General features: G+C 70.0%; 23 protein-coding genes and 1 tRNA gene. 7 read left to right on the top strand and 17 right to left on the bottom strand.

The features are described from left to right. The first annotated feature begins 8 nt into the window (after nucleotides 1-8). Entirely contained in the window at nucleotides 9-764 is a 756-nt protein-coding gene (locus ACWIHY_RS11370) for a TetR/AcrR family transcriptional regulator (RefSeq protein ID WP_454375393.1), read from the top strand. A 39-nt stretch (nucleotides 765-803) separates the two neighbouring features. Here the strand turns inward: ACWIHY_RS11370 and ACWIHY_RS11375 are convergent, their stop codons facing one another. Next, the gene (locus ACWIHY_RS11375) at nucleotides 804-1,169 is read right to left on the bottom strand and encodes an STAS domain-containing protein (RefSeq protein ID WP_454375394.1); all 366 of its coding nucleotides are present in this window, start codon (nucleotides 1,167-1,169) and stop codon (nucleotides 804-806) included. A 273-nt stretch (nucleotides 1,170-1,442) separates the two neighbouring features. Between ACWIHY_RS11375 and ACWIHY_RS11380 the strand changes: the two genes are divergently transcribed. Both ACWIHY_RS11380 and ACWIHY_RS11385 read left to right on the top strand, forming a co-directional pair. Next, nucleotides 1,443-2,120 carry a GAF and ANTAR domain-containing protein gene (locus ACWIHY_RS11380; protein ID WP_454375395.1) on the top strand — a complete coding sequence of 226 codons (678 nt, stop codon included), beginning with the start codon at nucleotides 1,443-1,445 and terminating at the stop codon, nucleotides 2,118-2,120. Nucleotides 2,121-2,159: 39 nt separating this feature from the next. Beyond that, a complete protein-coding gene (locus tag ACWIHY_RS11385) occupies nucleotides 2,160-2,909 on the top strand; it encodes a GAF and ANTAR domain-containing protein (protein WP_454375396.1) in 750 nt (249 codons plus the stop codon). A gap of 39 nt (nucleotides 2,910-2,948) precedes the next feature. On the opposite strand, the gene ACWIHY_RS11390 is transcribed toward ACWIHY_RS11385, so the two are convergent. From ACWIHY_RS11390 to ACWIHY_RS11400, 3 genes are all read right to left on the bottom strand, one after another. Continuing rightward, entirely contained in the window at nucleotides 2,949-3,767 is an 819-nt protein-coding gene (locus ACWIHY_RS11390; RefSeq protein ID WP_454375397.1) for a YceI family protein, read from the bottom strand. 157 nt (nucleotides 3,768-3,924) lie between these two features. Next, nucleotides 3,925-6,345: an MFS transporter gene (locus ACWIHY_RS11395; protein ID WP_454375398.1), complete on the bottom strand. Its 2,421-nt coding sequence runs from the start codon at nucleotides 6,343-6,345 to the stop codon at nucleotides 3,925-3,927. A 13-nt stretch (nucleotides 6,346-6,358) separates the two neighbouring features. Further along, on the bottom strand, nucleotides 6,359-6,868 hold the full coding sequence (locus tag ACWIHY_RS11400) for a MarR family winged helix-turn-helix transcriptional regulator (RefSeq protein WP_454375399.1): 510 nt from the start codon (nucleotides 6,866-6,868) through the stop codon (nucleotides 6,359-6,361). A gap of 212 nt (nucleotides 6,869-7,080) precedes the next feature. Between ACWIHY_RS11400 and ACWIHY_RS11405 the strand changes: the two genes are divergently transcribed. Then, on the top strand, nucleotides 7,081-7,296 hold the full coding sequence (locus tag ACWIHY_RS11405; RefSeq protein ID WP_454375400.1) for a hypothetical protein: 216 nt from the start codon (nucleotides 7,081-7,083) through the stop codon (nucleotides 7,294-7,296). 17 nt (nucleotides 7,297-7,313) lie between these two features. Here the strand turns inward: ACWIHY_RS11405 and ACWIHY_RS11410 are convergent, their stop codons facing one another. The 9 genes from ACWIHY_RS11410 to ACWIHY_RS11450 form a co-directional block, all read right to left on the bottom strand. Then, the gene (locus ACWIHY_RS11410; protein ID WP_454375401.1) at nucleotides 7,314-8,210 is read right to left on the bottom strand and encodes a hypothetical protein; all 897 of its coding nucleotides are present in this window, start codon (nucleotides 8,208-8,210) and stop codon (nucleotides 7,314-7,316) included. Between the two features lie 59 nt (nucleotides 8,211-8,269). Next, nucleotides 8,270-9,133 carry an RNA polymerase sigma factor SigF gene (locus ACWIHY_RS11415; protein WP_454375402.1) on the bottom strand — a complete coding sequence of 288 codons (864 nt, stop codon included), beginning with the start codon at nucleotides 9,131-9,133 and terminating at the stop codon, nucleotides 8,270-8,272. A gap of 210 nt (nucleotides 9,134-9,343) precedes the next feature. Then, nucleotides 9,344-10,204 carry an RNA polymerase sigma factor SigF gene (locus ACWIHY_RS11420; protein ID WP_454375403.1) on the bottom strand — a complete coding sequence of 287 codons (861 nt, stop codon included), beginning with the start codon at nucleotides 10,202-10,204 and terminating at the stop codon, nucleotides 9,344-9,346. A 181-nt stretch (nucleotides 10,205-10,385) separates the two neighbouring features. Next, nucleotides 10,386-10,679 (bottom strand): Dabb family protein, encoded by a 294-nt coding sequence (locus ACWIHY_RS11425; RefSeq protein WP_454375404.1) that lies wholly within the window; start codon nucleotides 10,677-10,679, stop codon nucleotides 10,386-10,388. Nucleotides 10,680-10,688: 9 nt separating this feature from the next. Then, nucleotides 10,689-10,853, bottom strand: coding sequence for a hypothetical protein (locus tag ACWIHY_RS11430; protein ID WP_454375405.1), 165 nt, complete (start codon nucleotides 10,851-10,853; stop codon nucleotides 10,689-10,691). A gap of 94 nt (nucleotides 10,854-10,947) precedes the next feature. Beyond that, nucleotides 10,948-11,034 (bottom strand) — tRNA-Ser (locus ACWIHY_RS11435). 69 nt (nucleotides 11,035-11,103) lie between these two features. Beyond that, a complete protein-coding gene (gene tadA, locus ACWIHY_RS11440; RefSeq protein WP_454375406.1) occupies nucleotides 11,104-11,532 on the bottom strand; it encodes a tRNA adenosine(34) deaminase TadA in 429 nt (142 codons plus the stop codon). Nucleotides 11,533-11,612: 80 nt separating this feature from the next. Beyond that, nucleotides 11,613-12,158 (bottom strand): tRNA adenosine deaminase-associated protein, encoded by a 546-nt coding sequence (locus ACWIHY_RS11445; protein WP_454375407.1) that lies wholly within the window; start codon nucleotides 12,156-12,158, stop codon nucleotides 11,613-11,615. A gap of 182 nt (nucleotides 12,159-12,340) precedes the next feature. After that, a complete protein-coding gene (locus tag ACWIHY_RS11450; RefSeq protein WP_454375408.1) occupies nucleotides 12,341-12,538 on the bottom strand; it encodes a hypothetical protein in 198 nt (65 codons plus the stop codon). 106 nt (nucleotides 12,539-12,644) lie between these two features. On the opposite strand from ACWIHY_RS11450, the gene upp reads away from it, so the two are divergent. Then, nucleotides 12,645-13,280: a uracil phosphoribosyltransferase gene (upp, locus tag ACWIHY_RS11455; protein WP_454375409.1), complete on the top strand. Its 636-nt coding sequence runs from the start codon at nucleotides 12,645-12,647 to the stop codon at nucleotides 13,278-13,280. A gap of 49 nt (nucleotides 13,281-13,329) precedes the next feature. Here the strand turns inward: upp and ACWIHY_RS11460 are convergent, their stop codons facing one another. Together ACWIHY_RS11460 and ACWIHY_RS11465 are read right to left on the bottom strand one after the other, a co-directional pair. Next, a complete protein-coding gene (locus ACWIHY_RS11460; protein ID WP_454375410.1) occupies nucleotides 13,330-13,962 on the bottom strand; it encodes a LytR C-terminal domain-containing protein in 633 nt (210 codons plus the stop codon). Nucleotides 13,963-14,094: 132 nt separating this feature from the next. Further along, nucleotides 14,095-14,397 carry a type II toxin-antitoxin system VapB family antitoxin gene (locus ACWIHY_RS11465; protein ID WP_138895407.1) on the bottom strand — a complete coding sequence of 101 codons (303 nt, stop codon included), beginning with the start codon at nucleotides 14,395-14,397 and terminating at the stop codon, nucleotides 14,095-14,097. 403 nt (nucleotides 14,398-14,800) lie between these two features. On the opposite strand from ACWIHY_RS11465, the gene ACWIHY_RS11470 reads away from it, so the two are divergent. Further along, complete coding sequence (locus ACWIHY_RS11470) at nucleotides 14,801-16,789, top strand: Ig-like domain repeat protein (protein WP_454375481.1); 1,989 nt, start codon at nucleotides 14,801-14,803, stop codon at nucleotides 16,787-16,789. Between the two features lie 113 nt (nucleotides 16,790-16,902). Here the strand turns inward: ACWIHY_RS11470 and ACWIHY_RS11475 are convergent, their stop codons facing one another. After that, the gene (locus ACWIHY_RS11475) at nucleotides 16,903-17,490 is read right to left on the bottom strand and encodes an HhH-GPD-type base excision DNA repair protein (RefSeq protein ID WP_454375411.1); all 588 of its coding nucleotides are present in this window, start codon (nucleotides 17,488-17,490) and stop codon (nucleotides 16,903-16,905) included. 131 nt (nucleotides 17,491-17,621) lie between these two features. Here ACWIHY_RS11475 and ACWIHY_RS11480 point away from each other — a divergent pair, with 131 nt between their 5' ends. Then, complete coding sequence (locus tag ACWIHY_RS11480; RefSeq protein WP_454375412.1) at nucleotides 17,622-18,122, top strand: MmpS family transport accessory protein; 501 nt, start codon at nucleotides 17,622-17,624, stop codon at nucleotides 18,120-18,122. Between the two features lie 28 nt (nucleotides 18,123-18,150). On the opposite strand, the gene ACWIHY_RS11485 is transcribed toward ACWIHY_RS11480, so the two are convergent. Next, nucleotides 18,151-20,436, bottom strand: a complete 2,286-nt coding sequence (locus tag ACWIHY_RS11485) for an ATP-binding cassette domain-containing protein (protein ID WP_454375413.1) — start codon at nucleotides 20,434-20,436, stop codon at nucleotides 18,151-18,153. Between the last annotated feature and the right edge of the window lie 98 nt (nucleotides 20,437-20,534).

Below are 20,534 nucleotides of genomic sequence, written 5' to 3' on the forward strand. Positions count from 1 at the left end.
TGTGCGCCATGGTGTCCGCGGCCGACCGCGTCAAGAATCCAGCCCGTAACAGCGTCTGGCTGGAGGAAAAGACATCACGCACCCGCAAGGCCGAACAGCCGGCCGGTCTCGACCGGGACCGGATCACCGCGGTGTCGGTCCGGCTGCTCGACGCCGAGGGCCTCGCGAAGTTTTCCATGCGCCGGCTCGCCGCCGAGCTGAACGTGACCGCGATGTCGGTCTACTGGTACGTCGACACCAAGGACGACCTTCTGGAACTCGCCCTCGACTCCGTCTTCAGCGAGATCACGCCGCCGACCGAGACGGACGACTGGCGCGACCGGCTGCGCGGACTGGCGACCAGCTACCGGGAGTTGCTGGTGCGGCATGCGTGGGTGTCGCCGCTGATCGGTACGTTCCTGAACATCGGGCCGCACTCGCTGGCGTTCTCGGGCGCCGTGCAGAACGTGATGCGCGCGACCGGGCTGCCGCCGCACGGGCAGATGGGCGCCATGGCCGCGGTGTTCCAGTTCGTCTACGGCTTCGGGACGATCGAGGGCCACTTCGTCCAGCGGTGCGCGTCGGCGGGCATGAGCCAGGACGAGTACTTCACCGAGGCGATGGGGACGATCAGCACGGCGCCGGAGCTCCGGGAGGCGTTCCGCGGTGCGAAGGACCTGATGGACGCGCGCGGCGGGGAGACCGTGGCGGACATGCGTGAACGGGACTTCGACTTCGCCCTGGAGACGCTGATCGCCGGCATCGAGGCGATGGCCTCCCGCTAGCCCGTGTGCGCCGGCAGGGGCAGGCCAGGACCCCGTCGGCTAGCAGGCCGCTTCCCACGGCCGTCCCATGAGGGCCTCGGCCAGGCTCGCGAACACGGGCACGTCCCGCCGCGTATTGGTCATCGCGAGGACACGGTCGACGAACGCGTCGTCGACGGCGAGTCGCAGGTCGGCCCCCGACTTCGCCGCGCACTCCCGGGTCGCCGAGACGAGCCGGGCCGCCTGGCTGTCGATGAACGACGTCGGGGTGAAATCCATGACGAGGGCGTCGATCCGCCCGGCCCGCTCACCGACGATCTGCCGGGCGTCGGCGAACAGCTGAGAGGAATTGCTGATATCGATCTCTTCCGGCATCACCACGACGGTGCACGGCGGAATATCGAGGGGCTGGAGGAGGACGGGCACGGGCGTCACCTGACCGCAGAGCATGCGAATCGACGGAAGGCCGCTTCCTGACCTAGGCGTTTATTCCAGCACAGACCCGGCCGGGAGGTCGAGACGGCGATAGCAATGCTTCGTCGCAGGACGGAAGCGGATAGAGTCTGTTCGTCCTTTGCTCGCAGTCGGGAATGTGCTGCGGAGCTCTCCTGCGCATGGCCGCACGCTCAGCCATGCTCGCCGAAGAGGTTCGTAGTGACTGCGTCCGACATTCCGGAAATTTTGCACGACTCTGCCTTTTTGGGGTCAACTGACTCGCTCGCCGAGTCGCTGGCCGCCGCCGCGACCGCCCTGCACGAAGCAGAGGGGCGCGCGGAGACCGCGCTGACCGCGGTGCGGCTGGCCACGCAGATCGTTCCCGCCGCCGATCACGCGGGGATCTCCGTCGTCGAGCGGACCGGCCGTGTCCGTACGGTCGCCTGCACCGACGAGGTCGTACGCGCCGTCGATGCCGTGACCAGCTGTGAAGCCGACTGCGCCATGGGCTGGAACGATCTGTGGACCACCCCCGTCACGCGCGTCGAGGACACCGCCGCCTGCGCCGGCCACGGACCGGCGCTCGCCGGGAGCGGCCTGCGCTCCGTACTGTTCCTGCGGCTGCGCGGCCACCAGCGAAGATTCAGTGTCCTGACGCTCTACTCCGGGCGGCCGCGCGCCTTCGACGACGCGTCCGTACGCGCCGGACGCCTTCTCTCCGCCCACATCGGCATCGCCCTGCAGAACGTCGACGTACAGGAACAGCTCGCCGAAGCCATGGAGACCCGGGACGTGATCGGCCAGGCCACCGGCATCCTCATGGGGCGGCTGAACATCGACGCCATGGAGGCCTTCGACCGTCTGGTGCGGGCGTCGCAGAAGGGCAACGTGAAGCTCCGCGACATCGCGTCACGCATCGTGGACGCGAAGGCGGCCGAGTAGGACCCGGGTGACTTCCCCGATTGCGGGAAGGGGACATATATGACGGATACGGCAGAGAGCAGGGGGAGCACCGGGGGCGACGACCTCTACCTCGGGTCGCTCCACGAGGCGCTCACCGACTGGCGCGGTCTGGACGCCTTCCTCCAGGACGTCACGGAGCGTGCTCTGCGGGCCGTGCGCGACGCGGATTCGTGCAGCGTCACCCTGCGGCGCGACGGGCGGCTGGTCACCGCCGCCGGCGGCGCCGGCGCGTTCAAGCTGGACATTCTGCAGTACGAGGCCGACGCCGGGCCGTGCGTGTGCAGCATGGAGAACGGCGAGGAGAACTACGTGCCCGACCTGCTCCTGGAGCGACGGTGGGACCCGTACCCGGCCGCGGCCGCCGCCCACGGCGTACGGTCGGTCTTCGCCTCGCCCCTCACCGTCAACTCCCACTCGCTCGGGGCGCTGAACCTCTACTCCGAGCGCCCCGGTGCCTTCGACTCCCAGCTGGAGACCGCACGGCGGCTGGCCGCGCAGGCGGCGGGAGCGGTCGCTGTCGCGGAACGCCTGGAGCGGGAGACGGAGGCGGTGAACGATCTGCGGACCGCCATGCTGTCGCGCTCGGTCATCGACCAGGCGATCGGCATCGTCATGGCCCGCAGGCGGTGCACCGCCGAGGTGGCGCTGGGTGTGCTGCGCCGCGCCTCGCAGGTGCGCAACATCAAGCTGCGGGAGCTCTGCCACGAACTGGTGTCGGAGGCGGGCGGCGGCCCGCCCCCGGCCGGCTCCTTCACCAGACGCGACTGACGCGACTGATGCGGCGACCGGGGCCGGCGCGATCCGCGGCTACACCTGCGGCAGCCGCTCCCCCTGCACCGCCTGTACGTCGAGCTCCACCCGCAGCGTCGCGCCGATCGCCGAGATGCCCGCCTGGACGACCTGGTTGTAGTTCATGGCGAAGTCGTCCCGCCGCAGCTCCGCCGTCGCCCGGAAGGCCGCCCGTACGCCGCCCCACGGGTCCGGGCCCGTGCCCAGGTAGCCGAGGTCCAGGTCGACCGCGCGGGCGACCCCGTGCAGCGACAGCTCGCCGTGCACCGTCCACCGGTCGGGCCCCGCCGGAGTCAGTCCCGTACCGCTGTACGTGATCTCCGGGTACCGCTCCACGTCCAGGAAGTCGGGCGACTTGAGGTGCCCGTCCCGCATCCCGTTGCCGGTGTCGATGCTCGCCGCCGCGATCACCGCCTCCACGCGCGACTTTCCGAGGTCCTCGGCGATCTCGATGCGCCCGCCGAATTCGAGGAACCGGCCGTGCACGCTGGAGAGCCCCAGGTGCTGGGCGACCGCCGCGACCGAGGAGTGCGCCGGGTCCAGGGTCCAGATGCCGGGCGGCGGCAGTTCCACGCCGCCCTGGCGGGCCAGTACGACCGTTCCGGCCTCCGCCCGTCCGCTCGCCGTGACGAACGCGGTGGACGCGGCGGGGGCGTATCCGGCCGCCGTCACGATCACCGTGCAAGGACCGGCCGGCAGAGGGGTATCGGTCCCTACCGCCCCGTCCTCGTCGGCCGCAGCCCGGACCACCTGCGTGCCGGTCATGTCGGTCACGGTCACCACCGCGTGCTGCACGGCCCAGCCGTCCCGGGTCCGTACCTGTGCGCGAAGTCCCATCCCGTTTTCTCTCCTTGAACGAATGACGAGGGCCCCGGCCGGTCCGACAGGCCGTCCCCTGCCTGTCGGACCCACGCCGGGGCCCGCTTCCACACCGGCCGCCCTCTGCGGGCGCGCCTCCGCTACGGACGCGCCCCGGGCCGCCGGGGGTCTTGGACTACTCGCCCGGGTGGGCGAGTTCGATGTCGTGGCCGTCGACGCCGCGGCCCGCGACGGTGAGAGCTCCGGCCACCGGCGGGTAGCCGGCCGCGACGACCGTGTACTCGCCCGCGTCGAGGTCGGCGAAGGCGTACGCCCCGTCGTCCCCGGTGGTGGAGGTGGCGACCACGTTCCCGGCCGCGTCCATCAGCGTCACCCGGGCGTCGGACAGCGGACGCCGGTCGGCGCCGCCGCGTACCGTTCCCTGGACCAGGGCACCGGACTGGAGCGCGACCTCGATGCGGGTGACGCCCTGGACGCCGATGTCCACCGGCAGGGCCATCGGCCGGAAGCCGGCCGCGTTCACCGCCACGGTCACCGTGCCCGGGATCAGCTCGCCGAAGACGAACTCGCCCTGCGCGGCGGACTTGCCCGTCGCCAGCACATCGCCGCGGACGTCGGTCACGACGACCATGGCGTCCTCGACCGGCAGGCCGCCGTCGGCGGCGCGCACGGTGCCGGTGAGGCCGCTCGTACCGGACAGGAGGATGTCGTACGCGACGGGCTCGTCACCCACGACCACCGTGGACGCCTGTGGCTGGAAGCCGTCGGCGGAGGCGATCAGGACGTACGAACCGGCTGCCGGGGCGTCCAGCGCGTAACGGCCGTCCTGGGCGACCGCGCGGCCGAGCTGCCGTCCGGCCAGGGAGATCAGCGTGACCGCGGCATGAGGCACAGCCGCTCCCTCGGCGGTACGGACCGTGCCGTGCAGGGTCTTGCCCGTCACCGCGGGGGCGGCGAGCGCCTCGGTGACGGCCGCGCTGGGCTCCGCCTCCGGCTCGGACTCCACCGGCTGGGCCTGCGGCACGTCGTTGGACGACTTCAAGGCGACCTCCTTCACGAACAGCACCAGGACCAGACCGACCAGCGCGATGGGGGCGGCGTACAGGAAGAGGTCGGCGACCCCGTTTCCGTACGCGCTCTCCATGACGGTCCTGATCGGCGCGGGCAGCGCGTCCATGTCCGGGATGGTGTTCCCGCCACCGGCTGCGCCCGGCTTGATGTGGAGGGCGGCCAGGCCGTCCTCGACGTAGTGCGTGATGCGGCTGGAGAGCACCGCGCCGAGCGCGGAGACGCCGACCGCGCCACCGAGGGAGCGGGTGAAGGTGACCAGGGAGCTGGCCGCGCCGAGTTCGTGCGGCTCGACCTGGTTCTGGGAGGCCAGGACGAGGTTCTGCATCATCATGCCGAGGCCGAGGCCGAGGACCGCCATGTAGAGGGCGACCTGCCAGTACTCGGTGTCGTACGTGATGGTGCTGAGCAGGCCGAGGCCCGCGACCAGGCCGACGCCGCCGCCGACCAGGAAGCCCTTCCAGCGCCCGGTCTTGGTGATGATCTGGCCGGAGACCGTGGACGAGACGAACAGGCCCGCGATCATCGGGATCGTCATGACGCCGGACATCGTCGGCGACTTGTCCCGGGCGAGCTGGAAGTACTGGCTGAGGAAGACGGTCGATCCGAACATCGCGACGCCGACGAAGAGGCTCGCGAAGGACGTGAGCGCGATCGTGCGGTTACGGAAGAAGCGCAGCGGGATCAGCGGCTCCGCGGCCTTCGTCTCGACCAGGATGAAGATCAGGCCGAGCACGATCGAGCCGCCGACCATGGCGTACGTCTGCCACGAGATCCAGTCGTAGTTGTCGCCCGCCAGGGTCACCCAGATCATCAGCAACGACACGGACGCGGCCAGGAAGAACGCGCCGAGCCAGTCGATCTTCACCTTGCGGCGGACGACCGGGAGCTTGAGGGTCTTCTGGAGGAGGACCAGCGCGATGGCCGCGAACGGCACACCGACGTAGAAGCACCAGCGCCAGCCCAGCCAGTCGGTGTCGGTGATGACACCGCCGAGCAACGGACCGCCGACCGTGGCGACGGCGAAGGTCGCACCGATGTAACCGGCGTACCGCCCGCGCTCACGCGGCGGGATCATCGCGGCGATCACGATCTGCGAGAGCGCCACCAGGCCGCCGGTGCCGATGCCCTGGAGCACGCGGAAGGCGATGAGCGTCCCGGTGTTCTGCGAGACGCCGGCGAGCGCCGAGCCGATCACGAAGATGACCAGCGCTATCTGGACCAGCAGCTTCTTGCTGAAGAGGTCCGCCAGCTTGCCCCACAGGGGCGTGGTCACGGTCATGGACAGGAGGGCGGCGGTGACGACCCAGGTGTACGCGCTCTGGGTGCCGTCGAGATCCCTGATGATCTCGGGGAGGGCGTTGGACACGATCGTCGACGACAGCATCGCGACGAACATGCCGAGCAGAAGGCCGGTGAGGGCCTCCATGATCTGCCGGTGAGTCATCGGCGCGCCGTCGGAGGAGTGGTGGTGGGACCCCTGCTTGGCGTGGCCGCCCCGCACACCGGCCGGTGTGGTCGTAGCCATTGAATTCCTTTGCTTACGCGGGTGCTGCGGGTATTACGGGCATTGCTGGTACCGCTGGTACCGCCGTGTCGTGCTCGACGTGGTGCGGGGCCCTGGCCCGGCAGTCGAAACTGCTGCGCAGGCGGGCCAGCATGCTGTTGAGCTGTCCGACCTCGTCGTCGGACCAGTCGTCGAGGGCACCGGCGAGCATCTGGATGTAGCGCTCGGAGAGTTCCTCCAGGAGCGCCCGGCCCGCCGGGTTGAGCCGCAGGATGCGTGAACGCTTGTCGCACGGGTCGGGGGCCCGGTCGATCCAGCCGCGCTCCGCCACATGTGCCACGTGCCGGCTGGTTACCGACATGTCGACCGCGAGCAGCTCGGCGAGCCGGCTCATCCGCATCTCGCCGTGCCGGTCGAGGAGGTTGAGCACGGCGGCCGATCCGGCCGGGCAGTGGGCGGGGAGGACGCGTGCGAGATCGCGCTTCACGGCACCGATGGCACTGAGCTGCCGGGCCAGTTCCGCGAACTGACTCTGTGCGGCCATGGGCACCTCCGAACATCTTGTTGCTTAGGGCAACCATAGAAGTAGTTGGTTGCTTCAGGCAAACTAATTCGGGCCTCCTGGAGTAAAGGAACCCAAAAGGCTGCGTGCGCGGCGGGTCAAGGGCGAGCGTGTGGCCGGTAAAGCAGCAGATCACGCCGCTGGGAGGGTCCGGGGGTGTGCTGAGCAGGCCCACTTCGCTAGGGTCGTGCCCCATGGCACACAACCCCCACGCCCCTCAGGGCCCCGAGGGTCAACACGACCCGGCGGGCAGCACCCAGATGTTCCGCGCCTTCGTAGACGAGGGCGAACCGCAGCGGCAGCAGCCGGCCGCGGCCGCCGCGTCGGGTGGTCCCAGGACCGGCCTGATCGTCGGCGTCGTAGCCGTCGTCGCGGTCCTCGCGGCGGTCGCCTGGCTCGCGCTCGGCTGATCACTTCACCTGACCGGTCATTTCCAGTCGGCGGTGACGTCCTGGGTCTCGACACGCATGCCCAGCGGCACCCGCCAGGCGTCCACACACACGGTGTACGTCTTCGTCACGGCCGCGCCCGCGGCGATCGGCCCGGGCAGCGGCTGGGTCGACATCCTGGTGTCCCAGTCCACCCCCAGCGCGCCGATGATGTGCGTCGCGAAGGTCACGGTGCCCGAACGGACCGCTGATGCGCCGGTGTTGCGAAACGGCACGGTCACCTGCTCGCACCACCGCTTCTCCCCGGGTGCGAGCAGCGGGTCACCCAGCTTGAGTACCGCGGGACCCGCGGGCGGCGCGGGGGAGCCGCCCCCGGAGCCGGTCCCTGTTCCGGTCCCGTTCCCCGGCGCCCCGGGCGATCCGGTCACCGGCGGCTTCGCCGACGTACCGCCGCCACTGCCGTCCCCACCGCCGCCGGACGTGCCCGGCGCCTCCGGGGCATCCGCGCCGCCGGAGCCCGAGCCGCTGCCCCCGCCGCCCGGCCCCCCGGCCGCGGAGTCACTGCCACTGCCACTGCCACTGCCACTGGCGTCGGCTCCCGGCGCACCCGTACCGCTCGCACCACCGGTGTCGCCCGAGACACCCGCGTCGGATCCCCCGTCGCCGGCGGACCGGCGCCCGTCGCCGGGGCCGTCACGACCGCTGCCGCCACGCGACCTGTCCCCGTCGAGCGGCACCAGCTCGACCTCGCCCTCCGGGGGTACGGCCCGTCCCGGCGCGCGCTCCGGACCAGGGCCCGCCGCGCCGACCGCCACATAGCCGCCGTCGTCGCTCCCGCCGCCGCACGCGGCCAGCACCCCGCCCAGACACAGCACAACCGCCGCGGCGCCCGTAGCGGCACCTCGGCGGCCGTGTGTCAGACCATGACGTCGCATCGCGCCAGTGTGCCTGACGCACCGTCAATTAAAAACCCCATACACCTCACTGGCGAGGTTCAGTCCGCGATGAGGCCCTCCCGCAGCTGCGAGAGCGTCCGCGTCAGCAGACGTGAGACGTGCATCTGGGAGATGCCGACCTCTTCACCGATCTGCGACTGCGTCATGTTCGCGAAGAACCGCAGCATGATGATCTGGCGCTCGCGGGGCGGCAGTTTGGCCAGCAGCGGCTTCAGCGACTCGCGGTACTCGACGCCTTCCAGCGCCGTGTCCTCGTATCCGAGCCGGTCCGCCAGCGAACCCTCGCCGCCGTCGTCCTCGGGGGAGGGCGAGTCCAGCGAGCTCGCGGTGTAGGCGTTGCCCACCGCCAGTCCGTCGACGACGTCCTCCTCCGACACGCCCAGCACGGCGGCGAGTTCGGGGACGGTCGGCGACCGGTCGAGCTTCTGCGCGAGGTCGTCGCTCGCCTTCGTCAGCGCGAGCCGCAGCTCCTGGAGGCGGCGCGGGACCCGTACCGACCAACTGGTGTCACGGAAGAAGCGCTTGATCTCCCCGACCACGGTCGGCATGGCGAACGTCGGGAATTCCACGCCCCGTTCGCAGTCGAACCGGTCGATCGCCTTGATCAGGCCGATCGTGCCGACCTGGACGATGTCCTCCATCGGTTCGTTGCGGCTGCGGAACCGGGCCGCGGCGTAACGCACCAGAGGGAGATTCAGCTCGATCAGCGTGTCGCGTACGTACGTACGGTCCGGGCTGTCCTTGTCGAGGGCGGCAAGCCGCAGGAAGAGCGAGCGGGACAGAGTGCGGGTGTCGATGGCTTCCGGCTGCGACACCAGCGCCGGCGGAGGAGCCGTCACCTGGTCGAGCACGGCGGGCACTTCTTTCGTGAGCACCTTCGAGCTGCCCTGTTCTGCGGACATGCCACCCCCTTGAGGTCGCTGACGGTAGCGGCGGGCGCTCCCGTCGGAGGAAGCAGCCTCCACCTGAATACCGGCGGCGGAGCTGCGGCAAACGCGGTTCCAGCAGAATGTCACATGTCGGCAACACGCTGTAGCGCCAAGTCGACAAATCTGCGCAGGAAAAGGGGGGTGTGCGGCTTTTCGGCCATGGAAGGGTGCTACCCGATCCGGTTACGCCTCGATTCGATTTGCGGATCTGAGGCGGGCGAAGCTTCGCGCCAGAAGTCTTGACACATGCATCTGCGAGACGCCGAGCTCGGCACTGATCTGGGACTGTGTCAGGTTGTTGTAGTACCGGAGCAGCAGGATCCGCTGCTCCCGCTCGGGCAGTTGTACGAGCAGGTGCCGCACGAGGTCGCGGTGTTCGACGCCGGCCAGCGCCGGGTCCTCGTAACCGAGCCGGTCGAGCAGCCCCGGCAGCCCGTCACCCTCCTGGGCCGCCTCCAGGGAGGTCGCGTGGTACGACCGTCCCGCCTCGATGCAGGCCAGTACCTCGTCCTCGGAGATGCGCAGACGCTCGGCGATCTCGGCGGTCGTGGGGGAGCGCCCGTGGGCCGTCGTGAGGTCCTCGGTGGCCCCGCTGACCTGGACCCACAGCTCGTGCAGCCGCCGGGGCACGTGCACGGTCCTGACGTTGTCGCGGAAGTACCGCTTGATCTCGCCCACGACGGTCGGCATCGCGAAGGTCGGGAACTGGACACCGCGGTCCGGGTCGAACCGGTCGATCGCGTTGATGAGCCCGATCGTGCCGACCTGTACGACGTCCTCCATCGGCTCGTTGCGGCTGCGGAACCGGGCGGCGGCGTACCGCACCAGCGGCAGGTTCGCCTCGATGAGCGCGCCTCGCACACGGTTGTGCTCGGGCGTTCCCGGGTCCAGCCCCTTCAGCTCCGCGAACAGCACCTGCGTGAGGGCCCTGGTGTCCGCGCCACGGCTTTTGGGGGTGCCGCCCGCCGGGGGGTCGGGGGCGGTCTCGGGCGGGAGCGGCTGGAGCTGCTGGGGCGGAGCTTGAGGTGCTGTACTGGCCGGCACGGTCACGCCACCCCTTTTCTCGGTCAACCACGTTCAACTCATCCGTCAAAAGCGGTCATAGCATCACAAGACATGTGCACTGTGTGCAAGCACCGCATAACTCCGTGTTGACGCCAAATTGGGTTGTAAACATGCGAAAACCCCGCACCGGACCGGTGCGGGGCCTGCTGTGGCGGGGAAATCAGAACGCGTAGTCGGCGATCACCCACGTGGCGAATTCACGCCATTGTCCGGCGGCCGCCTGGTGGGCGGGGTGCTCGATGTACCGCTTCAGCGCATCGCGGTCCTGGACCGCCGAGTTGATGGCGAAGTCGTACGCGATGGGCCGGTCGGTGATGTTCCAGGCGCACTCCCAGAACTCCAGCTCGGGAACGACCCCGTCGAGTTCTTCGAACGCCTTCACGCCGGCGAGGACGCGCGGCTCGTCCCGCTCGACACCCTCGTTGAGCTTGAAGAGGACCAGATGGCGGATCAAGGGGCACTCCTACTGGATCAGCTGGGACATGAACTCGCCGACGCCCTGGGCGGCACTGGACACGCCTTCGAACCCTACCTGGACGAGATCGGCCGCCCGGGAAGGGGAAGTGATGATCGTGTACAGCACGAAGACCACGACCATGTACAGCGCGATCTTCTTCGTTTGCACCATCTGTGCGGCCTCCCCTGCCGGTCCCCTGAGTCGCGTGAGTCTAACCGCACAACACGAAAGCCCCGACTCAGGGAGTCGGGGCTTTCGTTCCGAGCGGTAGCGGTGGGATTTGAACCCACGGATAGCTTGCACCATCACACGCTTTCGAGGCGTGCTCCTTAGGCCACTCGGACACGCTACCGAGAGAGAGCTTAGCCCACACCGGGCCGTGCTCCGAAATCGGTTCTCCGGCGCCGGTGCGGAGCCCGCTTCAGCGATCCCTGAAGAAGGCCGTCAGCTGGGCCGAGCACTCTCCTTCGAGCACTCCCTGGATGACCTCGGGCCGGTGGTTCAGCCTCCGGTCCCGTACGACGTCCCAGAGCGAACCGGCGGCACCCGCCTTCTCGTCGAGCGCGCCGTAGACCACCCGTTCCACCCGGGACTGCACGATCGCTCCCGCGCACATCGTGCACGGCTCCAGGGTGACGACGAGCGTGCAGCCCGTCAGCCGCCACTCGCCGAGCTCCCGCGCCGCCCTGCGGATGGCCAGCACCTCGGCGTGCGCCGTCGGGTCTCCCGTCGCCTCACGCTCGTTGTGGCCCGCCGCGAGCAGCGAGCCGTCGGGAGCGAGCAGGACGGCGCCGACCGGCACATCGCCGGCCTCCGCCGCCCGGGCCGCCTCGTCCAGGGCCAGGCGCATGGGCGCCCGCCATCGGTCCCGCACCGGGTCCGGCCCGGATCCGGGTCCGGGTCCTTGTTCGTCTGTCACCGCAGGGCTCACTACTGGACGGTCTCCAGTACGTCGGCGGCGCCCAGCGCGTCGGCGATCTCCGCGAGCGCGTCCGTGCCGAGCGCCAGCAGTTCCTTCTCGGAGACGCCGAGGTCCGCGAGGACCCCCGCTTCCCCGAGCGGGCCCGCCGGTACGACGCTGCCGTCGGCCGCCGCGATCTCCTCCTCGTTTTCGTCGCTGTCCTCGTCGTCCGGTTCCCCGTCCTCGGTGCCGTCGAGGTCGACGAGTTCCTCCAGGGCGTCGGGGTCCTCGGGGTCCCGGCCGAGCAGTTCGTCGGTGAGCAGGATCTCCCCGTACGAGGAACGGGCGGCCGCGGCCGCGTCGGAGACATAGATGCGCGGGTCCTCCTCGCCGTCCACGCGGACGAGGCCGAACCATGCGTCTTCCTGCTCGATGAAGACGATCACCGTGTCGTCGTCGACCGTGGCCTCGCGGGCCAGATCGGTCAGGTCGGACAGGGTTTCCACGTCGTCGAGCTCCGTGTCGCTCGCTTTCCACCCGTCTTCGGTGCGCGCGAGCAGTGCGGCGAAGTACACCGTGACTCTCCCACTGGTCTTGAGAAGTGCCGGTTGGAGTTCCCGGCCGGAGGGTGTGGCTGAGGTGGGGGAGAAACCGATTCGCAGCTCCGAGCCCCGCCCACTCGGAATCGTGGCAGAAGAAAGCGTTCCGCGAGAGGTCTTCCGCTCTTGCGTCGTGTACCAGTCCTGCGAGAAAGCCCCTACCAGCGGAAGGTACGCATCCGCATTTGCTGCCGCATCCGGGCCGCCCGGGCCCGGCGCGGCTGCACCCGCTCACGCAGCGCCTTCGCCTCGTGGAGCTCGCGGAGGAACTGGGCGCGCCGCCGCCTGCGGTCGGTCTCCCCCGTGCTTTCCTGCGGTTGTTGTTCCTGTTCCTGTTCCTGCTCCCCGTCCGGCATCGGCCACACCACCCCAAGCCCGCGTCTGTCCCTCACCCCACCTTCCCTCCGGCCGGCGTGTTGATGCCAGCGCGAGCGGCTCGTGTGCCCGGTTACTGTTGACGGCATGCGGATCCACGTCGTCGACCACCCGTTGGTGGCGCACAAACTCACCACCCTGCGCGACAAGCGCACCGACTCCCCGACCTTCCGGCGCCTCGCCGACGAGCTGGTCACCCTGCTCGCGTACGAGGCCACCCGGGACGTGCGCACCGAACAGGTCGACATCCAGACCCCGGTGACGGCGACGACGGGCGTGAAGCTGTCCCACCCGCGCCCTCTTGTCGTGCCGATCCTGCGGGCCGGTCTGGGCATGCTCGACGGCATGGTGCGCCTGCTGCCGACCGCCGAGGTGGGCTTCCTCGGCATGATCCGCAACGAGGAGACGCTCCAGGCGGAGACGTACGCCACCCGGATGCCGGAGGACCTCTCCGGCCGTCAGGTGTACGTGCTCGACCCGATGCTGGCCACCGGCGGCACGCTGGTCGCGGCGATCCGCGAGCTGATCAAGCGCGGCGCGGACGATGTCACGGCGGTCGTGCTGCTCGCGGCGCCCGAGGGCGTCGAGGTCATGGAGCGCGAGCTGGCCGGCACGCCGGTCACCGTCGTCACCGCCTCGGTCGACGAGCGGCTCAACGAACACGGCTACATCGTGCCGGGGCTCGGCGACGCGGGCGACCGGATGTACGGGACCGCCGTCTAGCGGCCTGCCGTACGGTCCGCCCGACTCGCGGGGACCGTACGCACCGTTCTCAGCACTTCGCGGAGGGCGCGGGCGCGGGCCTGGCCAGGGCGGCCAGGGCCTTGTCCGCGTCCTTCTTCGTGGTCAGGGTCTTGAAGGCCCCGCCGATGATCAGGTCGACGTCGGTGCCCTTGCGGGCGTCGGCCTTCTGCACGGCGCCCTTGAGCTGCGTACCGAGCACGGGCAGGACGCCGGAGACCGTATTGGGGGCGCCCAGCAGTATCCCGGCGCCCTTGACCTTCTTGTCGTACTCCGGCGGCGCGTTGCCGACCTTGCCGATGGTGAAGCCGCGCTTCTTCAGCTCGTCGGCGGTCTGCTTGGCGAGACCGCCGCGCTTGGTCGCGTTGTAGACGTTGACCTTGATCTTGGCCGGCTTGGGCAGGGCGGCCTGCCGTGCGGGCGCGGACGGCGCGGCGGCCTTCGGGCAGTCCCGTTTGAGTCCGGCCGCCGAGGTCTTCTTGGCGCCACCGGAGAAGACGTCGATGAGCTGCAGCGTCCCCCAGCCGGCCAGACCGAGGGCCGCGAGGGAGGCCACCACCGCGAGGATGGTCCTGCGCCGGTTCCGGGGGCGTCGCATGCGCGGGAACTTGTCGCCCGTGATGCGGTACTTTCCGCCCATGCCGGGGGGTGTCAGCATGCTCATGGGCGCAGCGTAGTGCGCCAAGATGACGATGCCTACTAAATGATCAATGACATCGGGTCAGGCCAACCCGTAAGGCCCAACGAGGACGACTGTTCGGCCGCACGTTCGAGCGGCAACGGCTGCCCGGGTGGCTCACATGCTGTCGAGTTCGAGGACGCGCGCGTGCAGCACCTGGCGCTGCTGGAGCGCGGCGCGGACCGCGCGGTGCAGTCCGTCCTCGAGGTACAGGTCGCCCTGCCACTTCACGACGTGGGCGAAGAGGTCGCCGTAGAACGTCGAGTCCTCTGCCAGCAGGGTCTCGAGATCCAGCTGGCCCTTGGTGGTCACCAGCTGATCGAGGCGGACCGGGCGCGGCGCGACATCCGCCCACTGCCGGGTGCTTTCCCGGCCGTGGTCGGGATACGGCCGGCCGTTTCCGATGCGCTTGAAGATCACACGGAAAGCCTACCGGTCAAGCGGCTCCGGGCGCAGCCATGAGGGCGCGGTGCAAAGGTCGTATTCAGCGCCAGAACGGGAGCAACTCATGAGCGGAAGTACCCCTTCCGGTGATCTGCGCGGTCCCGTGACCATGCCGCGGTGACCCCGGCGGGACACGGCGACCGTCCGGGCGTCTCCGCCTCCGGCGAGGACGACGCCCGGGCGCCCGGGGCGACGGGGGCGACTTTCCCTCATTCGGGGTACGCCGTGCGCGGCGCGGACGACACCCTCAGGGGCCGGCGCTTCGGGCAGCGCCCCGGAACGCGCTCCCCGGCGTCGTCTTGACGGAGGCATGACTTACTCTGCGATCACTCCGGCCCGGGTTCACGGGCCGGGTCTCATCGTGGGGGGACAACTCATCGTGCGTACGCGCACTCTTCCGGCCGCGACAGCGCTCGCGGTCCTCTTCAGCTCCGCCGTTCTGGTCGCCGGTTCAGCGGGAGCGGCCTCCGCCGACTCCAGCAGGGTTCTGCCCGTGTCGTCCGCCGGCGACATCGTGGTGGACGGCGTTCACAAGAAGGTCTTCGTCAGCGACCCGTACAGCGGGAAGATCGTCGCCACCGACTACGCGGGTACGGTGCTGGCGACCCTGACCGGCCTGCCCGGCGTGGACGGGCTCGCCCTGTCCGCCGACTCGGGACAGCTGTACGCCGCCGTACCCGGCGACGACTCCATCGTCTCCTTCGAGACGCAGACGCTCACGCGGACCGCCCGGTACGCGACCGGCGACGGCACCGACCCGGAACACCTCGCTCTCGCCGGTGGCAAGGTCTGGTTCGGATACGGCGCCCAGGACCGGGGCAACATCGGCTCGCTGGACCTGTCGGGCGACGAGCCCGTGGTGACCCTCGGCCAGGACGACGCCACCGCCTGGCGGGACGCCCCGAAGCTCGCCGCGGCGCCGGGCGCCCCGGACATGCTGGCCGCGGGCGACCCGACCACATCCTCCAACCTGCTCGGCGTGTACGACGTAGCCACCGGCACGGCGGCCCGTACCGCCCTCATCGACAACGCCTCGGGCAGCCAGACCGAAGACCTCGCGCTCACTCCGGACGGCAGTCGGCTGATCACGGCGAGCGCGAGCGACCGGCAGTGGGTCTGGCGGACCTCCGACCTCGCGGCGGCGGGGTCCTACGTCACCGAGCACTACGCGAACGCCGTCGCCGTCGCACCGGACGGAACCGTCGCCGCGGGCTCCTCCTCCTGGTACGACCCGGACGTCCACGTGTTCACACCGGGCTCGACGACCGCCGTCCGGCGGTACGACTTCCCGAACACGGGGCAGCACAGCGGCGCGGACACGCTGGCCGACGGGGCTCTGGCCTGGGAGCCGGGCGGCGGCCGCCTGTTCGCGGTGACCGGCAACAGCGAGAGTGTGTTCTCGCTCCGCGTCCTCACCGACCCGGCGAAGTCCGTACCGACGCTGACGCTCACGGCCCCCGCCACCGCGGCGCGCGCCAAGTTGCTCACCGTCAAGGGCAAGCTCACCGGTTCCCTGCCGCTCCCGGCCGGGACCCCGCTGACCGTCACGCGCACCGACATGGAGTCGCCGGGCGGAAAGGCCCTCGGGACGAAGAAGCTCGGCACCGGCGGCGCGTTCTCGTTCACCGACACCCCGCCCTCGGGCGGCAAGGTCACCTACAAGGTGTCGTACGCCGGTGACGCCACCCACACCGCCGCCTCCGCCTGGGCCTCGGTCCAGGTCTCCCGGGCCACGCCCACCCTCACCCTGAACCGCGACGGCAGCACGTACGGCTACGGCGCCGACGTGTCCTTCACCGCGCACCTCGGCACCACGTACAAGAGCCGGACGGCCGAGATCTGGGCCGACCCCTACGGCGCCGACAAGCCGAAGAAGCTCGTGAAGAAGGGAACGGTGAACTCCAGCGGCAACCTGTCGGTCACCCTGGACCTGACCCGCGACACCACGGTCACCGCCGTGTTCGCGGGCGACTCGCGCTATGCCCCGAAGACGGCGAAGTCCACGGCGTACACCCGGGTGAAGATCTCCACCGCGGTCACCGGCCACTACAAGACGGGGAAGATCGGTTCCACGTCGTACTCCTACTTCCGCAAGAGCACCGACCCGCTGTTCTCGACCACGATGACGGCGTTCCCGGGCCGCTCCCAGAGGTTCACCCTGGAGGTCTACTACGAGGGCCGGTGGCAGTCCGCGGGCACGCAGTACTTCACGCTCGACTCCGCCGGCAAGTCCCGGGTGCGGCTGACCGGGCCGCACGATACGGGCTACCGCCTGCGCATGCGGTCGTCGTACATCAACAGCTCGTCGGGGGACACGGTCAACTCGACCACCCACGGCGCCTGGAAGTACTTCACCTTCACCCGCTAGCGGCTGGCCGCTACCGCCGGCTTCCGGCCGCCGCCCGCCGGAGCCGTGGGACCCCCGGAATCACCGTTCCGGGGGCCCCACGGCCGTCGCGGTCCGGGCGGCCGCTCCGCCGGCTACTTCGCCGCCTTCTTCTTCGCCTCGGCCTTCGCCCGCTGCTTGAACGCGCGGACCTTCACCAGGGACTCCGGGCCCGTGATGTCCGCCGCGGAGCGGTACGAGCCCTCGTCGCCGTACGCGCCCGCCGCCTCCCGCCAGCCCTCCGGACGCACGCCGAGCTGCTTGCCCAGCAGCGCCAGGAAGATCTGCGACTTCTGCTTCCCGAAGCCGGGCAGCGCGTTCAGACGTGCCAGCAGCTCCTTGCCGGTGGCGACGTCGCGCCAGATCGCGGTCGCGTCACCGTCGTACTCGGCGACCAGGTACTGGCAGAGCTGCTGCACCCGCTTGGCCATCGAACCGGGGTAGCGGTGCACGGCGGGCTTGGCCGACAGGAGCTCCGTGAAGGCGTCGGGGTCGTACGCGGCGATCTCGTGCGCGTCGAGATCGTCCCCGCCCAGCCGCTGGGCGATCGTGTACGGACCCGCGAAAGCCCACTCCATGGGGATCTGCTGGTCGAGCAGCATGCCGATCAGGTCGGCGAGCGGGCTGCGGCCGAGCAGTTCGTCGGCCTCCGGTTGCTGGGCGAGGCGGATCTCAGGGCTCATCCCTCGATGATCACGCACAGACGCCGGCTTCGCACACCTCGCCGCCCGCCCGGTCACCGTCCGGCGGGCGGGCGGGCGCGACCCGGTGAATCATCGAAGGGCGATGTCCGGTATCCGGAAGGACCAGCTCCATGTCCGATGCGCCACCCCCGCCCCCCGGCGACCCGCGATGGGGCCCCCGCCCCCCGGACGGCGGCCTGCCCCCGCCCGGGTGGGCCGGCTACCCGCCGCCTACCAAGAGGCGCCGGATCTGGCCCTGGGTCCTCCTCGGCCTGGTGCTCCTCTTCGCCGGCGGCTGCATCGCCGTCATCGCCACGGTCGCCACGGTGGTCGACGACGAGTCGACCCGGACGGTGACGGTGAAGTATGCCGTGACCGGCGACGCCAGGGACGTCACGATCAGGTACACGACCTGGAGGGACGGGGACGCCTCCTCGAACGCCGTGACCGACGCCCGTCTCCCGTGGCGCGAGGAGGTCGACACCACCGGCCTGTTGAAGGGCGGCTCGCTGATCGTCAGCACCGGCGCCTCCGGCGGCACCGCCACCTGCTCCGTGACGGTGGACGAGAACACGCCGCGGACCGCCACGGCCACCGGCCGGTTCGCGACCGCGACGTGCGACGACTTCTGAGCCCCGGACGGCTTCGCCCGCCGGTCGGCTATCCGCCGACGTACTGCCGCAGGTGCTCCGCCGTCAGCGTGTCACCGTCGGCGATCAGCCGGGCCGGGGTCCCGGTGAAGACCACGCGGCCGCCGTCGTGGCCGCCGCCCGGTCCCAGGTCGACGATCCAGTCCGCGCGCGCCATCACCGCCTGGTGGTGCTCGATGACGACGACTGTGTTTCCCGCGTCGACCAGCCGGTCGAGGAGCTCCAGGAGCTTGTCGACGTCCGCCATGTGCAGCCCGGTGGTCGGCTCGTCCAGGACGTACGTCGTCGACTTCTCCGCCATGTGAATGGCGAGCTTCAGCCGTTGCCGCTCGCCGCCCGACAGGGTGTTGAGCGGCTGCCCGAGCCGCAGATAACTCAGCCCGACGTCGATCAGCCGGCCCAGGATCGCGCGGGCCTGCCCGGAAGGGAAGAAGTCGTACGCCTCCGCCATCGACATGCCCAGGACCTCGCTGATGTTCCTGCCGCGCAGGGTGTACGTCAGTACCTCCGGCGTGAAGCGCCTTCCCTCGCACTTCTCGCAGACCGACGCCACCCCGGCCATCATGGCGAGGTCGGTGTAGACGAGGCCGAGGCCGTTGCAGCCCGGGCAGGCGCCTTCCGAATTCGCGCTGAAGAGGGCCGCCTTGACCCCGTTCTCCTTGGCGAAGGCGGTACGGATCGGGTTCAGCAGGCCGGTGTACGTCGCCGGATTCGACCGGCGCGAGCCCCGGATCGGGGACTGGTCCGCGACCGCCACGCCGTCCCGCGTGGACAGGTAGCCGTGGATCAGCGAGCTCTTGCCGGAGCCGGCGACGCCGGTCACCACGGTCAGTACACCGGTCGGGATGTCGACGGATACGTCCCGCAGGTTGTGCAGACCGGCACCCTCGATCGCGATCTTCCCGCGCGGCTCGCGCACGGTCCCGCGCAGCCGCGCCCGGTGCTCCAGGTGGCGCCCGGTGAGCGTCCCCGAGGCGCGCAGGCCGGCCACGTCGCCGCTGTAACAGACCTGCCCGCCCGCCGAACCGGCCCCCGGACCGAGATCCACCACATGGTCCGCGATCGCGATGACCTCCGGCTTGTGCTCGACGACCAGGACCGTGTTGCCCTTGTCGCGCAGGCGCAGGAGGAGGTCGTTCATGCGGCTGATGTCGTGCGGGTGCAGGCCGATGGTGGGCTCGTCGAAGACGTACGTGACGTCGGTGAGGCTGGAGCCGAGGTGGCGGACCATCTTGACGCGCTGCGCCTCGCCGCCGGAGAGCGTGGACGACGTACGGTCCAGGCTCAGATAGCCGAGGCCGATCTCGACCAGCGAGTCCAGGGTGTGGCGCAGGCCTGCGAGGAGCGGAGCGACCGACGGGTCGGTGATTTTCCGTATGAAGGCCGCCAGGTCGCTGATCTGCATCGCCGAGCACTGGGCGATGTTGACGCCGTCGATGACCGAGGACAGCGCGGCGGCGCTGAGCCGTGTGCCGCCGCAGGCGGGGCAGTCGGCGAAGACGACGGCCCGGTCCACGAAGGCCCTGATGTGGGACTGCATGGAGTCGCGGTCCTTGGTGAGGTAGACGCGCTGGACCTTCACCACGAGGCCCTCGTACGTCAGGTTGTTGCTGCCGGCCTTGATCTTGGTGGACGGCTTGTGGAGGAAGTCCTCCCACTCGGCGGGCGTGAAGTCCTTCAGTTTCTTGTCCGGGTCGTAGAGGCCGGAGGCGGCCATGACCTGCCAGTACCAGGAGTCGACCGCGAAGCCGGGGACGGTGATCGCGCCCTCCTTCAGGGACAGTTCGCGGTCCACCAGCTGGTCGACGTCGATCTTCGACACCTGGCCGATGCCCTCGCAGTCGGGGCACATGCCCTCCGCGCTGTTGAAGCTGAAGGCGCTCGACGTCCCGATGTGGGGTGTGCCGAGGCGGCTGAAGATGATCCGCAGCATCGTGTACGCGTCTGTCGCCGTGCCCACGGTGGATCGGGAGTTGGCGCCCATCCGCTCCTGGTCGACGACGATCGCCGCGCTCAGATTGTGCAGGGCGTCGACGTCGGGACGGCCCATGCTCGGCATGAACGACTGGATGAAGGCGGTGTACGTCTCGTTGATGAGCCGCTGGGACTCGGCCGCGATGGTGCCGAAGACGAGTGAGGACTTGCCCGATCCGGAGACGCCGGTGAAGACGGTGAGCCGGCGCTTGGGCAGGTCGACCGACACATCGGTCAGGTTGTTCTCGCGGGCGCCGCGGACCTGGATCACGTTGTGGTGGTCGGCGGCGGTCGGCTGATGGCGGGACGGATCGTCGGGCATGACGGCTCTCCTTGGATTCGCGGGGAAGTCGCACATTCTGTCGCTCAGGCAGCCAAAAACGCTGCGAGATTTCTCAGAAATGGGATAACTTCCCGAAT

Source organism: Streptomyces sp. NPDC055287, from assembly GCF_053646035.1.